General features: G+C 55.0%; 11 protein-coding genes. 7 read left to right on the forward strand and 4 right to left on the reverse strand.

Annotated elements, in window-relative coordinates; translation table 11 throughout:
• Nucleotides 1–109: 109 nt before the first annotated feature.
• A complete protein-coding gene (locus E5201_RS14845; RefSeq protein WP_181404666.1) occupies nt 110–274 on the forward strand; it encodes a hypothetical protein in 165 nt (54 codons plus the stop codon).
• A gap of 66 nt (nt 275–340) precedes the next feature.
• Here the strand turns inward: E5201_RS14845 and E5201_RS14585 are convergent, their stop codons facing one another.
• Nucleotides 341–2176 (reverse strand): TonB-dependent receptor plug domain-containing protein, encoded by a 1836-nt coding sequence (locus E5201_RS14585; protein ID WP_246050818.1) that lies wholly within the window; start codon nt 2174–2176, stop codon nt 341–343.
• A gap of 490 nt (nt 2177–2666) precedes the next feature.
• Here E5201_RS14585 and E5201_RS14590 point away from each other — a divergent pair, with 490 nt between their 5' ends.
• Complete coding sequence (locus E5201_RS14590; RefSeq protein WP_140987183.1) at nt 2667–3899, forward strand: hypothetical protein; 1233 nt, start codon at nt 2667–2669, stop codon at nt 3897–3899.
• Between the two features lie 377 nt (nt 3900–4276).
• On the opposite strand, the gene phnX is transcribed toward E5201_RS14590, so the two are convergent.
• Together phnX and E5201_RS14600 are read right to left on the reverse strand one after the other, a co-directional pair.
• The gene (gene phnX, locus E5201_RS14595) at nt 4277–5044 is read right to left on the reverse strand and encodes a phosphonoacetaldehyde hydrolase (RefSeq protein ID WP_140987184.1); all 768 of its coding nucleotides are present in this window, start codon (nt 5042–5044) and stop codon (nt 4277–4279) included.
• Nucleotides 5045–5063: 19 nt separating this feature from the next.
• Entirely contained in the window at nt 5064–6179 is a 1116-nt protein-coding gene (locus E5201_RS14600) for a TIGR03364 family FAD-dependent oxidoreductase (RefSeq protein ID WP_140987185.1), read from the reverse strand.
• A 106-nt stretch (nt 6180–6285) separates the two neighbouring features.
• On the opposite strand from E5201_RS14600, the gene E5201_RS14605 reads away from it, so the two are divergent.
• The 5 genes from E5201_RS14605 to E5201_RS14625 all read left to right on the forward strand — a co-directional run bounded on the left by E5201_RS14605 (nt 6286) and on the right by E5201_RS14625 (nt 14330).
• The gene (locus E5201_RS14605; protein WP_181404667.1) at nt 6286–8067 is read left to right on the forward strand and encodes a metallophosphoesterase; all 1782 of its coding nucleotides are present in this window, start codon (nt 6286–6288) and stop codon (nt 8065–8067) included.
• Between the two features lie 169 nt (nt 8068–8236).
• Nucleotides 8237–11173, forward strand: coding sequence for a TonB-dependent receptor (locus E5201_RS14610; RefSeq protein ID WP_246050819.1), 2937 nt, complete (start codon nt 8237–8239; stop codon nt 11171–11173).
• 152 nt (nt 11174–11325) lie between these two features.
• Nucleotides 11326–12255, forward strand: a complete 930-nt coding sequence (locus E5201_RS14615; RefSeq protein WP_140987187.1) for a LysR family transcriptional regulator — start codon at nt 11326–11328, stop codon at nt 12253–12255.
• A gap of 50 nt (nt 12256–12305) precedes the next feature.
• Nucleotides 12306–12875 carry an HD domain-containing protein gene (locus E5201_RS14620; protein ID WP_140987188.1) on the forward strand — a complete coding sequence of 190 codons (570 nt, stop codon included), beginning with the start codon at nt 12306–12308 and terminating at the stop codon, nt 12873–12875.
• 108 nt (nt 12876–12983) lie between these two features.
• Entirely contained in the window at nt 12984–14330 is a 1347-nt protein-coding gene (locus E5201_RS14625; protein ID WP_181404668.1) for a DUF5690 family protein, read from the forward strand.
• 99 nt (nt 14331–14429) lie between these two features.
• Here E5201_RS14625 and E5201_RS14630 read toward each other — a convergent pair whose 3' ends face one another.
• Nucleotides 14430–14615, reverse strand: coding sequence for a tyrosine-protein phosphatase (locus E5201_RS14630; RefSeq protein WP_181404669.1), 186 nt, complete (start codon nt 14613–14615; stop codon nt 14430–14432).
• Nucleotides 14616–14774: the final 159 nt, after the last annotated feature.

Consider the following 14774-nt stretch of genomic DNA (forward strand, 5'->3'; position numbering starts at 1 on the left):
TGCTGGCCGCCCGTGCTTTGCTACGGGCGGTGATCGCGGACGTATGAAAATCTCACGGGTGCCTGTCGAGCGGGGAATGGTCCCCGCCTCCAAACAGGAGCCGGAAAAAATGTCTTATAAAAGTGCCCACGCTTTCGCTTACAGCCTTGCCACGACCCTCATGGTTTCCATCATCGTTTTTCGTGCTGGCGATGGCACACTGAGTGTTGTGCCTGCCAGCGAGTTCGATGGCAGCACCGATGCTATCGTCAACGAAATCGACCCCTTCCCATAAGGGGCTACCATTCGTTTCTTGACTACTTAGCGCCCAATCCGGACATATAGCGGATGCCGGAAACATTCAGAAGCGGACCCGAAGCCCGGCATTGGCGGTAAAGCCCTCGGTCGGCTCCCAGGCATCGACGGTCCAGCGGCCGTCTGCGGCGCGGCGCGGCCGCACCAGCGGATCGTGCTTGGTCTGGCGGACATTGAGCAGGTTCTCCAGGTTCAGGAACAGGCTGACCTTACCGAGCTTGACCTCACCCATGGCCCCCAGTTCCCAGTAGGGCTTGCCTTCCGCGCGATACGGATTGTCTTCGAGAGTTTGGCGGCCGGTATAGTAGGCCTCGAAGCCGAGACGGCCCTTGCCTTCTTCTTCCCACATGGCGACCAGGCCGCCCGTATGCTTAGGCGTATCCGGCATATCTCTGCGCAGGCCGGTAGCTGGATCAGTCTCAGTCGCATCGACGATGACGTAGCTGCCAGTCAGCGAGAAGGCCTCGTGGCGATAGCGCAGGCGCAGTTCCGAACCGCGCGTGCGGGTGACACCGATCGCGTTGATCAGCCGCACGCTGGTGTCGCTGGTCTCCTGAAGTTGGACGGCATTGTCGATGTCCGAACCGAAGAGCGTCATATTCGCTTCCAGCGGTCCTGCCGTGTAGGTCAGATCAACAGACGCCGTCTGCGCTTCCTCGGCCTTCAGGCGCCCGAGCGGTGACAGGCGCGCCAGACCGGCCGCCTCAATCTCCTCCACAAACGGCGTCGGCGCATAATAACCCCGCCCGACCGAAGCCCGCACCGTCCAGTTGCCAGGACGGTAGAGCATCGAGACGCGTGGGCTGACTTGCGAACCAAATTCGCTATGATCATCCAGCCGCGCGCTGCCGGCCAGCGTCAGATCGCCGAACTTCTGTTCCACCTGACCGAACACCCCCGGCACGGTGTAGTCGTAATTGAAGCCGCTATAGCGCTTGGAACGATAGCGATCGCCTTGCCAGGCCAGACCCGCGACCCATGACGTGCTGCCTTTTTCCCCGGTAAGGGAGGTCTCGACAAACGTCGTATTGTGATTGTCGCGGTCCGTCGCCTCACCAAAGCGATGATCGTGGCGTTGACTGAGCGTCGAGGCGCGAACATGCAGCGTGCCGATGCCTTCGACCGGTGTTTGCGCGGTCAGGCCCGCGTCCATCCGACGGCTATCTTGGGTCTCGCGGAAAGAGGTGCCGTCCAGCACAGTGCGACCGGAGACGGTCCCGCCATCGCGCTGTTCGGTCATAGCGCCCAGTGTCAGCAAGGCTTTGGCACCATTGTCTCCATACCAGAACAGGCGCGGTCGCAAGGTCCAGCGCTCATACCCCGCCATATCGATCCAGCCATCGCCGTCGATATCGTTCTGATCCTGCCGGTGATAGCCGCCCGTGATCGAATAGCTCAGGCGTTCGCTGATTGGGGCGGAGCTATAGGCCGTCAGGTCCTGACCGCCTCGGCTGGTCACATTGAACAGAAGCTCGGATTCAAGTTCAGGGCTTGGGCGACGCGATACCAGATTGATAACACCCGCCAGCGCAGACCCGCCGTAGAGCGCCGAGGCCGAACCCTTGATGACTTCGACCTGTCCCAGATCGGTGGGCGGGGTCTGCAACAGGCCCAGGGACTGGCCGCCGTAGAGCGGCAGTCCGTCGGTCAACAGAAGCGTGTAGCGCCCCTTCATGCCCTGCATCCGGATATTGGATGCCCCCAGTGACGGCGACGTCACCTGCACCCGGATGCCCGGCGTTTCGCTGACCAGCATCGCGATGTTGCCGGGCATCATAGCGATCTTTTCTTCGATCTCTTCGCGGTTTATCACCTCCACGCGGATCGGCTCATCCTGAAGCTTACGTCCGGCGCGGGTCGCCTGGACGATGACTTCCGTCACGTCGTCCTCGTCGTGGTCCTCATGTTCTTCGCGGTTCTGGGCGGACACAGAGGACGCTGCTGACAGCGAGAGCGCCGCGAGCGCGGCAAAAGCCGTGCTTTGGGCGAGAAATTGTTTGAAAGTACGCACGATCGACCTCGGCAAATGAATACATGCCGGGCCATACAGTCTGTAGCCACTAGAGGGTCAAGGGTGTTTCTGGATGTTGATCATAAATCTGACAGAGACGTCGCAATCGAGGCCGTCTACCCCCACTCCTACCGGAATCTGGTGCCCCTTTAATGTTCAGAGGCCATTTTCGCAGCGACGGTGTAGTTAGGCCAAATAGGATCTACCGATTTGCGCCCTTTCCGGACATGAAACCTAATCAGCATTACCGTGAAAGCGGACATCCGTGATAGGCTGGTCCGATGCATAACGTTGTATTGTGCCGATGATGGACTGGACTGAATGTAAACTTTAATTCAGTTTGTTCAGAGGCTTGTAAGTGATGGCTTGGGTCGAGTTCCTGAACGTGAAAGGGGGAGGCATGTTCAAGCGACGGCGCGCGTCATTCAAAAGAGCTCACGGTCTGCTACAGCAAGTCAAACGGGCTGCATTCCACCTGCAGCTGGGCGAAACCGTTCGCCCGCAAAAGCTTACGCCGCTGAGGTTGCTTCAAAAGCTGCTATTACGTGAAGTGGGTCGTTGTGAGCGTAAGATACGGCGGACCAAGGCGTTTCTCAAAGCCGCAACGGACGATGACGTTCGGCTGGAACTCGAAGAGCGCATCGCCAGCTTCCGACACCTCGCCTACAACTGGCGGACATTCGGTGACGCAATCGCCTTCGCATATCTCGATAAGTTTGCGCTAAAACATACGCATTTCAACACGCACAATCTGAACGCCAAACAGGATGCCGGCTTTTTGATTGAGAAGGAGGGGTTGGTCACTGAGCTTGCGATGCTCTATGGCCTACTCGACCGAGGTGTCCCGGCTTTGCTAGCGGATCTGACCAATACAATTAGACATGGCGACATCTGCCTCCTCCAAGGCCCAGATCCGAAGATGATCGAAGTGAAGGCCGGAGAGCTAGGGCCCCGCGGTCGACGGCAGCGTAATGCCATTCGCCTGCTCGAAGCCTTCTTTGAAAATGACGAGGCTGAGGGGCTTCGTGGCCTACCGAGAATCCAGCGGCGTAGCCCGCAAAGACTGGAGATTACTCACGTCCCAGCGATGAATCAATGCATCGCGGCGGCACGGCGGGCTGGAGGCGCGTGGTGTTCACCCGAGGCGGGATTGTATTATCTGGCGCTCGCTGACGAACGAGTGCCTCTGGACCAAACAATTGGTCAAATCCCCTTGGTGAAGCCGATGGCATTTTCGTTGAACGAAATGAAGGCAGGTCTGGCCTGGACGCCATATAGCCCGTACACGCTTTCGATTGAGGATGAGGGGGCGCTGTTTGAGTTCATTTGGGGTGATTTGTATTTGATGGTTTTGTGGGAAATTCCTGATCAATGGTTCTTAGATGACGGAACCATCTATTCTGTGACGCCGTGCGATGAAGAGTCGGACTATGCGTTCGACGTGACAGCCCCAGACGGATCGGAAATCAAGCTCTCCAAAGGAATGCTCCAGCGGATCGCTTTGGAATTCACGTCGCCAGAATGGATATTTCTGACGGCTATTGAGAAAATTCATGGGGCCGGGGAATCAAAGCCTGCTTCAGAAGCTCATTGAGCTCGGTTCCAGCGGTATCATCGAGCTTTTCGGCGGCGGAGTCGAGGCACCGGCGTTTGCCATTGGGGCCGTGTTCAACTGTCTGGCTGGGAATCTGACTAGACGGTTCGGTAGTCGTCAAATGTCCGCAATGGGCGCATTGCAGAATTAACTTACAAATTCATTGTGAAATTATAATTGGCATGATCCGGATTGAGTCAAAAGGCTTCCAGTTGCTTAACTACATATAGGCCTATTTATCACCGGGGCCGTTACTTACTCTGGCTTGAGAAAGGTCCACTTGAGGTGGAACGGCGGGGCTGCTGTTTCACCGTCCCGGCAATGGATTAGTATAATCTGCCCTTTACCGCTGACCACGCCCCAACAGTTCAACTCTGTTATAAGCAAATGACATCCGGCAGACCGGCAACCGTATCAATCACCTTATCTGCGCCTGCACGTAATAAGGCTTCACGGGCATCCTGCACCCTCGCGGCAAGTTCTGATGCGCTCAGGGCCTGAAACTGAGGCAGATCAAGTCCCACCCCATTGCCGCTGGCGGCAATACCGACGGTAAAACATCCTGCCGCCCTGCCCGCTTCGATGCCTGCGATGGAGTCGTCCACCACCACCACCTCCGCTGCCGGATAAACCCCCAGTTCCACCATGGCCTTCCAGATTATCAACGGTGCCGGACGCCCCTTTAGGGTTTCTCCGGCACAGACGATGATTTCCGGTTCATAGCCTTGCGCCGCGGCCGCCTTCTGAATGGGAACCATCATCGGACGTGTGTAACCGGTGGTCGAACCTATGCGAATACCTTTGGCGCGTAATTGATCAAAGGTCGAGCGCGCGCCGGGAATAAGCGTAGCACGGGCTGCACCCGCTTCGCGCATCAGGCTGTCAAGACTGGCAAAAATATGATCTGCGTCAGCAGCGGCAGGGGCCTGTCCATACTGCTCGATCCACGCCTGACGCACCCGCTCTATGGCCAGTATACTAAGAACATGATCCCGCTTGGCCTGTCCCATCGGCAGACGAGCTTCCGGTTCGGTAATAGGTACATTCATCTGTGTGAAAGCATGCTGCATGGCAACAACGGGTGCCAGCGAGCCGAAATCGACCATAGTGCCAGCCCAGTCAAAAATGACGGCTTTAGGGGTCATGTCAGGCGTTCCTTATCAGTTAGAAAAGTGATTTCAGCGTATCTTCGGCAATGGCAAAAGCGGTAGAAGCGCCTGTGCCACTGGTTACAGACACAAGGCGTACGCGCGGGTGCGGTGCCTCACAGAACATGTCATTGTCTGCGCTCGGATAGGTGCCAAGCCAGCGCTCAATAACCGAAGGTGCAGGAAATCCACATACACGTGTAAACTCCTCCAGGATCAGAGCCTCAATGCGCTGATTATAGAAAGGGTCAGGCGTACGGGCATAGTGATGGCTGTCGCCCACCACCAGCGCCCCATCCGCGTCTTGCACCACAATCAGATGCACGCCGTGCCGAAGTGCATTGGGGCACTCGCGTTCTAACCTGTGCTTCAAAGCGGCGCTTTCGGGCCGTTCGGCATAGCCGCGATAGCGTATCAGCGACAGATCCGACATAAGCGCACAGGGTAAGCGAAAACCGGGCGAGGCCAGTCGCATCATATGCAGCTTGCTTAAGGTAACACCATGTCGGTCATAGACATCAGGATAAAGCGTATTGAGATCATCACCGGGGCAAACCACTATGCTTTCAGCACAGATGTCACCGCGTGCGGTCGATATATATGGCGGGTCAATAGCCGTAACGGCGGTCTCAAAATGAAAGGTCACGCCCTGTGATTTCAGCCAGTCAATGAGACGGGAAATGGCAGTGGGTGAATGGACGCGTAGCTCATGCGGACTATAGAGTGCGCCACATAACGCCTCACCTGTTAGTCCTGCATAAGTATCGCGCACTTCATTGGGGGTAAGAATCCGGCAATCCACACCCATTGGATGCACCCTGAATGCTTCCAGCACCGTCATGGCCTCAGGGCGCTGCGCCGTAACCAGAAGACCGCGATGCACGATATCTATACCGGCTCGCGGCGCCAGTTCAGCCCATATATCCCGACTGCGGCGCGCCCTTTCCCAGGTTTGATCGGCACTTTGCCCCGTAACAGTAATGAAACCGAAATTGCGTATCGAGGCGCCCACAGGCGCTGCGTGACGATCACAGACCGCGACCTTAAGTCCACGCTGCTGCGCCCCTAATGCATGGGCCAGCCCGACAATACCTGAGCCGATTATCAGAAGGTCGTAATGAAGTAAGGCCAAGGCGCTGGCTCCGGTTTAATTTTCGCCAACCTTCATAGCAATGTCGCATAACAAATTTATAACTATAATTAAAACTAATTTTGATTATTCTCAGGATAGCATTCAAATGTTCCACACCCGTGCAACCCTCTGCCTCACCTTGCTGATGGCCACAAGCGCCCTGCCGGTCGCTGCTGAACAATGGCGACTGGAAACCGGTTATGACTTGCCACGCCGCGCCGCGCTTTTGCCAATTAAGGCATATAGCGGGCCAGTGATCGCACAGCCCCTATCCTCTGCGCCGCTGTTTTTCGGTGCCACCGCCAGCCATTCGCAAACACTTAAGGCCGACGCCGTTACCGGTGATTTTACTGCCGAGCTATGGCTGGTTGATCATGTCAATCAACCGGTTGGTGTGCTGATGAGCGTAGGCGATGCGCGTTTTGGGTATTATGACCGCACAGCAGCCTTTGGCGGCACTGACAAACTCGAGACCTATAAGATGCGCGACAAAGCCTTCAAGGGGCGCTGGCACCATCTGGTGCTGGTGCGCGAAGGCAAAACCCTGCGTCTGTATAACAATGGCACCCTGATAGGGGAAGCAACGGCAAACAGCCAGGGCGGTCAGGTGCGTCTGGACAGCTATCTGTCGAATGAAGCCTTTATGCAGCCTGCCAATCTGGTGCATATGGCAGGTATCGAGCCACGCGCTTTAAACGCTGCTGAAATCAGCGAACGGTTTACCTCCCATGCCCAGCGCGTTGAGGACGGCATCCTGTATGCTGACCGCTTCCATTTCACCCAACCGCCCTATCTAAACATGCCACAGACCGATTCGATTGAACTGTCGTTTGAGTTCGACCGCGTCGCTGTGGCTGAAGTCGCCTACGGGGAAACAGAAGATACGCTCAAGGTCGTTCCCTTAAGCGCAAATGCGCGCCTCAATGGATTAAAGCTAGAGGGTCTCAAGCCGGATACCCCCTATTTTTACCGCGTGACGGCAAAGGATGCGCAAGGCGGAACGATTGATTCCGGCCTGCTGTCTTTCCGAACCGCCCCTCCGGCCGGTCAGCCCTTCGTGATGGTTATTTCCGGCGATACCGAAGCGCGTCCACATATTAACAATCGTATGGCCGAGCTGATGTGGGAAGAACGCCCCGCACTTCTGGCTATTGTCGGCGACCTGACGGACGGCGGTTCAAAAACCAATCGCTTTGAATGGACGCACGAATATTTCACGGGCATGGGCCATTTCTTTGGCCGTGTGCCGGTCATCGCCACACCGGGTAATGGCGAGAGCGAACTGCACTGGTATAATCACTATCACCGCCAGCCTCAGCCGGAGAGCTATTTCTCAATGGTTTATGGCGACGTGGAAATCTTCGTGCTCGATGCCAATCTGGATGAACGCGAAAAAGAAAGTGCAGGCTTCCGTGAACGGCAAAAAGCCTGGTTTGACGGGGCACTGAAGGCTTCAAAAAGCCGGTGGAAAATCGTCATGCACCATCAGGATGTACGGACATCCGACGATGATGATTACGGCAATAGTTTCCGCACCCGTTCACGTCATGGCGATTCGGATGTTCAGGCGGATTTCGTGCCTCTGTATGAAAAGCACAATGTCGATCTTGTGTTTTTTGGCCACCTTCATGCTTATGAACGTAGCTGGCCGGTACGCGGTGAAAAGGCTGACCCGAAGACGGGCATTACCTATGTGCAGGTCGGCGGTCTGGGCGGCAATCTGGAAGATTTCGCACCGAACAAACCGTGGTTCTCCACTAAGACCGTGCGCGCGCACCACTATGTCAGCTTACATGTCAGCCCTGAAAAAATTGAAGCCCGTATGGTCGATGCCGACGGCCATTTACGTGATGTATTTAGTGTGCTGCCACGTAACGATAAGCGCTAAAGCGTCAACAAACCGTCATACGATAAATGTATGAATTAACCTGCCTCATTTGTATAAATTATACTGATCGCGGCCAACGGGGGTAAACTTAAAAGGCAGCGGTCAGTTCGGTGACGTAACGCCCAATTAAAATTGTCCGGTTTGCACGTCCAACAACATGACGAACCGGATGCACCGTTTTTTCATTCCGTCCGAACACAGCGTCGGGCGGTTGCGGGTCGGTGTGTGCCTGACACACGCCGGTTCAGCCTTCATGGAGATATCAATGTCTAACCTCTCATTCCCGCTTTCAGGACGCAAGATCGCCGCCCTGACCAGCGTCAGTCTTATGGCTCTGGGTCTGGGCCTGCCATTTGCCGCGATAGCCAGTGACGACGAAACAACCGAAGTGATCGTCACCGGTCAACGCCTTTCGAATGCCAACTCGATTGAGCAACAAAAGAAGGCTACAGGCGTAGTAAACGTCATTTCGGCGGATGATCTGGGTAAGTTGCCCGACGCCAATGTTGCCGACGCTTTGGCGCGTATCGCCGGCGTCAATGTGGTGGTCAATCAGGAAACCGGCGAAGGCGAATATGTGTCGGTGCGCGGGCTGGCCAGCACCTATAATGCCTATTCGATCAATGGGGTGCGTGTCGCCCTGACCGATTCGAATTCGCGCAAGATGTCGATGACGGTGCTGCCGCCCAATGGTCTGAAGGCGATCTCGGTCTATAAGACCCTGACGCCGGATCTGGATGGCGACGCCATCGGTGGCTCAGTCAATTTCACCACACCAACAGCCTTTGATTTCAAAAAGCCAACGGTACGCGTGTTTGGCACCTACGGCATGAATGACCGTGCCGACAAGCAGGGTGAAGAGTCCTCCAACAGTCAGCTTCAAATCGATGCCGCCCGCCGTTTTGGTGATGGCCGCTTTGGTCTGTTTGGCTCTTTTAACTATGGCAAAAGCCACTACACCAACGAAGAGTCGGAAAATAACGGTGAGTGGGAACCCTATATCTGGCGCAAGGATTCCGAAGAAACAATTGATGACCGTACCCTGTATCTGCCCGGCGTTAATCTCGATTACCGCCGTGGTGAGCAGGAACGTTTCGGTGGCAATTTCTCGGCCGATTATCGCGGCAATCAGCACGATTTTTATCTGCGTGGTCAGTATTCAAAGCTGAACCGTACAGCGACGAATGACTATACCGACTTCCGCAGCCGCACGACTCCGCGTCTGACGCAGGTTAATCTTGAAGACACCGGACTGCTGCAACCCGATCAGATGATCACAGGCTATGATCCGGTTAAAGGCAATGTCTATGGGTACGGGCTTGATCAGATTGTTGACCGTGATGGCGACGATATGATCACCGACGCCGACCGCAGATCGGGTAATTCCTACTGGTCACTCTTTGGGCGTTCCGGCGTCTGGGACCCGCAGGCCATGCAGTTCGCCCGTACGCACGAATCCCAGGATCAGGAATCGTCTCTGGCGACCCTCAATATCGGTGGCCAAAGCCGCTATGACCGCCTGACCCTCGATTACGACCTGAGCTATTCCTACGGTGAAAAGGGTACGCCGCTGTCCTATGGCATCAATTATGACTGCGATAAGTGCGACACCGATCCGATGTTTACCTCGACCGGTATTCTGTGGTCGTCAGCCGATCCGCGCTTCCCGCTGCCGCAGCTTCCGGCCTATGCCGCCGATGTCGCCAAACGTGATGACCTGCTGCCGTTTTCAGGCGCATGGATGGATCGCAGCGAACAGTCTGACGCCCGTACAGCTTTGAAACTGGATGCGAAATATGAAATGGGCGGTTTTATCGATCATGTGAAGGGTGGTTTCAAATATCTGAAATCCGAGCGTGAATACGATTCAACGCCGATCTGGGAATATGATGAAGACGACATGGCTGACCTGCCGATGGTCAACCAGACTCTGGCGCAGTCCGGTCTGGTCGAGCGTCAGATCGACGGCTTCTTCAAGGATCGCTACTATTTTGGTTCAATCATGAACCGTGACAGGGTCGTTTCGCTGATCAACGACGCCCGCGGCACCTATCCGGTGGTGCAAAGCTTTGAAGACCTGAACCGGGACGACAAGCGAGGTAACGAAACCATCTACGCTGCTTACGGTCTGGTTAATATGAAGTCCGGTAACTGGGAAGTCATCGCCGGTGCCCGCGTTGAGCATACCAAGGTTGAAAACGTAAGCTGGATCAACGAAGATGAAAGCAATGGCGGCGTGTCGGGCTTTGGCAAGACCGAGGCCGATTACACCAACTTCCTGCCCAGCGTGACCGCTGTTTACCGTGCCGGTGACAATCTGGTTTATCGCGGGGCGATCTGGACGAGCTTCTCGCGTCCTGAATATGCCAATATTTCACGCGGAGAAAGCGTCAGCCGTGATCCGGTGACTGATGAAATCGTGGCCATCAGCCGGGGCAATCCTGACCTGAAGCCTGCCGAAGCGGTCAATTTCGACCTGTCGGCGGAATATTATCCGGACCGTTCCAGCATGGTGTCGATTGGTTTCTTCCATAAGGAAATCAAGAACTTCATCTTCACCAATGGCCGTTCGGTCAATGCCGACACTAAGGAAGGCACGATCACCATCACCCAGCCGCAAAATGGTGAAGACGCCACCATCACCGGTGTGGAACTGACGCTTATCAAGTCGTTTGAAGGTCTTCAGGCCCCGTTCGACGGGTTCGGTGTCGAAGCCAATGTCACCACGCAGAACTCGACAGCGGAAACCGGTCTGGCCTATCGTCGCGGGCGTCCGATCTCGTTCCTGCAAGCGCCCGATCTGATCTATAACGCCTCGCTGACCTATCAGAAGTACGGCTTTGAAGCCAAGCTCAGCTATCAGTATCAAGGCGCCTATATCGAAGATACGCGCGACAACGCTATCGACAAATGGGTCCAGCCAAACAAGTCGCTTGACCTGCATACACGCTACGTCATTCGTCCGGGCCTGTCGGTTGATTTCGACATTCAGAACATCCTTGATGGTCACCGCTATTACACCACCAAGGGTAAGAACCCGACCTATCAGAAAGACTATATGGAGCCGGGTCGTAACTTCATCCTGCGCTTTGCCTACAGCTACTAATTTACAAACATCCTGAACGACCTTCCGGTGTTTCGGCACCGGAAGGTTTTTTATGTAAACTATTTGGCTATGTGGCGACGGTCATGATTTTCAGACATATTTATCTGTTATAGCTTGTTCAAAGAATCTGTTTGTTATTATGAGAACCGCCCATGACTACGCCGCCCATAACGCCAGATGAAAGTTCAGACCGCCCCAACCGCCGCCGTGAAAGTTCCGGCCTGTCGATAGGGGCCTTAAGGGCTTTCGTCAGTGTGGTTGATCTGGGGTCATTTTCGCGGGCTGCGGCCGAACTGGGGGTGTCGCAACCCAATATCTCCAATCAGATCATCACCCTTGAGCAGGCCTGCGGCGTCAGGCTTTTGCACCGCAGGTCACAGAACCAGCTTCTGACGGATGCCGGCAAAGAACTTTATACCCGCGCACGTCTGGTCATTAGCCGGATGACTGATTTTGAAAATACAGCAAATCTGTTCAACAGCTTAAAGCGCGGGCGCATCGTCGTCGGCTACTCCACTCCGCCCGTAGCCATGAAACTGATCGGTCAGTTCATGCGCACCTATCCGGAAATCGAGTTGATGGCCCGACACGGCAATACCGAAGGGCTACGAAACGATCTTCAGGAATGCCGCATAGACACGGCGATTGTCACCCTTATGGAGCCGGAGCCGGCATTTGCCTGTCAGATGATCGCGCCACAGGGGCTTAATCTGCTGGTGCCATCCGATCATCCCTTCGCCTCACGTAGTGACATAGCGGTCAACGAGTTGTCCGGTCTGGCTTTGGTGGCACGTGAAGACGGATCGGCGACGCGGACCCTGAGCGAAGCCGCGCTAACGCTCGCCCATACCCCTTTTGAGCCGGTGCTGACCGTCGAAAGCCGTGAAGCCGTTAAAGAAGCCGTCGCGCACGGAATCGGTTTTGGCTTTGTGCTTGATGGGGAAATTGGCGATGACACACGGCTTAAGGCACTGGCCATACGTGGCCTGTCGCGCAAGGTCGGGGTTTACGTCGTCAGTTTGCGCGAAAGTCTGGAGATTCCTGCGGTTTCAGCCTTTGTCGGACTTGCGGAAGGACTCTGAGATCAGTATAATATATATAAATCAAATCAACATTTAGATATATTATGATTATGACAAACCCAGCCTCCGCTGAATCCCTGAAACAGGAAATCCGTCGTCTGTATCTGGACAATGGCAGCCGCGCCTACGGACTTTACGATCTCAATCAGTTGCAGCACGCCCTGCAATCGGCGCAACATGCCGAAGCGCAGGGCTTTTCAGCAGGGCTGATCATGGCCTGTTTGCTGCATGATGTGGGTCACATGGTCCATCGTCTGGGCGAAGCGCCCGCAGAAGACGGCGTCGATGATCAGCACGAAGACCTGGGCGCGCAGTGGCTGGCCGAACATTTCCCCGCCGAAGTTAGCGAACCCGTAAGGCTTCACGTGGCTGCCAAGCGTTATCTTTGCGCCGTTGAAGACGGCTATGAGGCGTCTCTGTCAAGGGACTCTGCCTTGTCTCTGGCCCTTCAGGGCGGACGCATGAACGCAGCCGAACAAAAAGACTTTCTCAACACCCCCAGCGCAGATGAAGCTATCGCGCTGCGCCGCATTGACGACAGGGCCAAGGACCCGAAAGCGGTCACCCATTCGATAGAGGTGTTTCTGGATCGCTATCTGATAGATGCCCTGCAAGGATAGAGATTTATCCGGCGCATCGTCATTTAATCGTTATAATTAATAGTTATGAAATCGGTCAATAAATTCACTTAACCCATAAGGCTCGCGGCCTATGGGAAGGAGCCGATTTTGACCACTTCTATTACGCGGGCCTTGGCGCGTGCGGGCCATGTATGGGTGGGACTCTACGCCCTGAGCGCGGCTTTCATCACCTATTTTTGTATGTATGCGTTTCGCAAGCCCCTGACAGCCGCCACCTATGAAGGCGTAGAGGGTTGGGGATTTTTGCTCGATTTCAAGATCGCCATGGTGATCGCTCAGGTGCTCGGATATGCCGCATCAAAGCTGATTGGCGTCAAGGTCGTCACCGAAGCCTCAGAAACACATAGACCCTGGATGATACTCGGCTTTATCCTGACCGCCTGGGTGGGTCTGATCCTCTTTGCCGTCCTGCCCGGCAATTGGAAAATTGCCGCCATTTTCCTGAGTGGTTTGCCTCTGGGGATGATCTGGGGGCTCGTGTTTGCCTATCTCGAAGGCCGTCGTATGAGTGAGATTCTTGGCGCAGGCCTGTGCGCCAGCTTTATTGTCTCATCTGGCGCAGTAAAGGCTGTGGGGCGGGCACTGATTGTCGATTATGGTTTACCGGAATTATGGATGCCTGCCGCAACCGGCGCATTGTTTTTACCCCTGTTAGCCGTGTCGGTATGGCTGTTGGCGCAAACCCCGCCACCCGACGCCAAAGATGTCGCTGAACGGGTGAAACGTCAGCCCATGTTTAAGCCCGAGCGTGCGGCCTTTCTGGCGGTGACCGGGGTTGGGCTTTTGATGCTGGTCGTCGCCTATATTGTGCTTACCGCCTTACGCGACTTCCGCGATAATTTCGCCGTTGAGCTTTGGGGAGCACTGGGGTTCGGCGACACGCCTTCGATATTCGCTCTCTCTGAACTGCCGGTAGCCGGTGTGGTTCTTGTATTATTCGGCCTTACGGCACTAATCAAAAATAACCGTTCGGCGGTACTGACCTATCACTGGATGATTATGGCCGGAGCCATCATTATTGCCGGTGTCACCTTTGCGTTTCAAGCTGGTTACATGGATCCGGTATGGTGGATGATCGCCGTAGGAGCGGGCGTTTATATGGGATACGTCCCCTATAATGCGGTATTGGCAGACCGGTTGACGGCGGCGTTACGGTTACCGGGAAATGCCGCATTTTTCATGTATGTGGCCGATGCGTCAGGCTATGGCGGCAGCGTTGCACTTATGCTCATTAAGAACTTTATGAGCCTGAATCTCGACTGGCTGAGTTTCTTTAATCTGGTTTGTTACGTCTCAGCGGCTGTTGTTTTGGTGACAACTTTTTCATCTTACCTATGGTTTCGTTTCAGGGTCTTCCGCACTCAGCCTGCACAAAATCTGGAAATGCACACCATAAGCACCATCGCCGCTCCCCCTGTAAATCAGAATGGATAATTTCAGCCCCGGCTACTTTACGCCCCTTAAACCGTTATTTGACCCGACATTTCACAATGCGTTATGCCCCAGCAACCACTGGGGCATAACCACTATTCATCAATCCAGCATGATACTTTTCAGACGCGCCTCATCCGCAGCAGATAAACCGAGATCTTCCCGCGTATAACGCTCCCAGCCGCCTTCGCGTGTCTCAATCGCCTCAAAAGCAGAGGCCAGATAACGGGCATCAACCCCCATCAACGCCTGAATAACTTCTGGCGGCAAGGTACGGAAAAATGCCATAGCCGGGTCCTCGGCTTCACCGGCCTTAGGCATGTACGTCGTCAAAGTTTTTGGGACAATCGCGTTTGAAAAATCCTGGAGGGTTTAGCGTCTATTGGGTTTGATATTAAGCGGCTTGTTTTTGGAATTGCAAGCGGCGGTGTTCGAGTGTTTTCATCT

The organism is Asticcacaulis tiandongensis, assembly GCF_006475605.1.
GTDB lineage: Bacteria > Pseudomonadota > Alphaproteobacteria > Caulobacterales > Caulobacteraceae > Asticcacaulis > Asticcacaulis tiandongensis.

Bases quoted from the DNA above. Each gene is read 5' to 3' on its own strand.
- E5201_RS14845 (WP_181404666.1), top strand. From the start codon at position 110: ATGTCTTATAAAAGTGCCCACGCTTTCGCTTACAGCCTTGCCACGACC.
- E5201_RS14590 (WP_140987183.1), top strand. From the start codon at position 2,667: ATGGCTTGGGTCGAGTTCCTGAACGTGAAAGGGGGAGGCATGTTCAAG.
- E5201_RS14605 (WP_181404667.1), top strand. From the start codon at position 6,286: ATGTTCCACACCCGTGCAACCCTCTGCCTCACCTTGCTGATGGCCACA.
- phnX (WP_140987184.1), bottom strand. From the start codon at position 5,044: ATGACCCCTAAAGCCGTCATTTTTGACTGGGCTGGCACTATGGTCGAT.
- E5201_RS14615 (WP_140987187.1), top strand. From the start codon at position 11,326: ATGACTACGCCGCCCATAACGCCAGATGAAAGTTCAGACCGCCCCAAC.
- E5201_RS14620 (WP_140987188.1), top strand. From the start codon at position 12,306: ATGACAAACCCAGCCTCCGCTGAATCCCTGAAACAGGAAATCCGTCGT.
- E5201_RS14610 (WP_246050819.1), top strand. From the start codon at position 8,237: ATGCACCGTTTTTTCATTCCGTCCGAACACAGCGTCGGGCGGTTGCGG.
- E5201_RS14630 (WP_181404669.1), bottom strand. From the start codon at position 14,615: ATGGCATTTTTCCGTACCTTGCCGCCAGAAGTTATTCAGGCGTTGATG.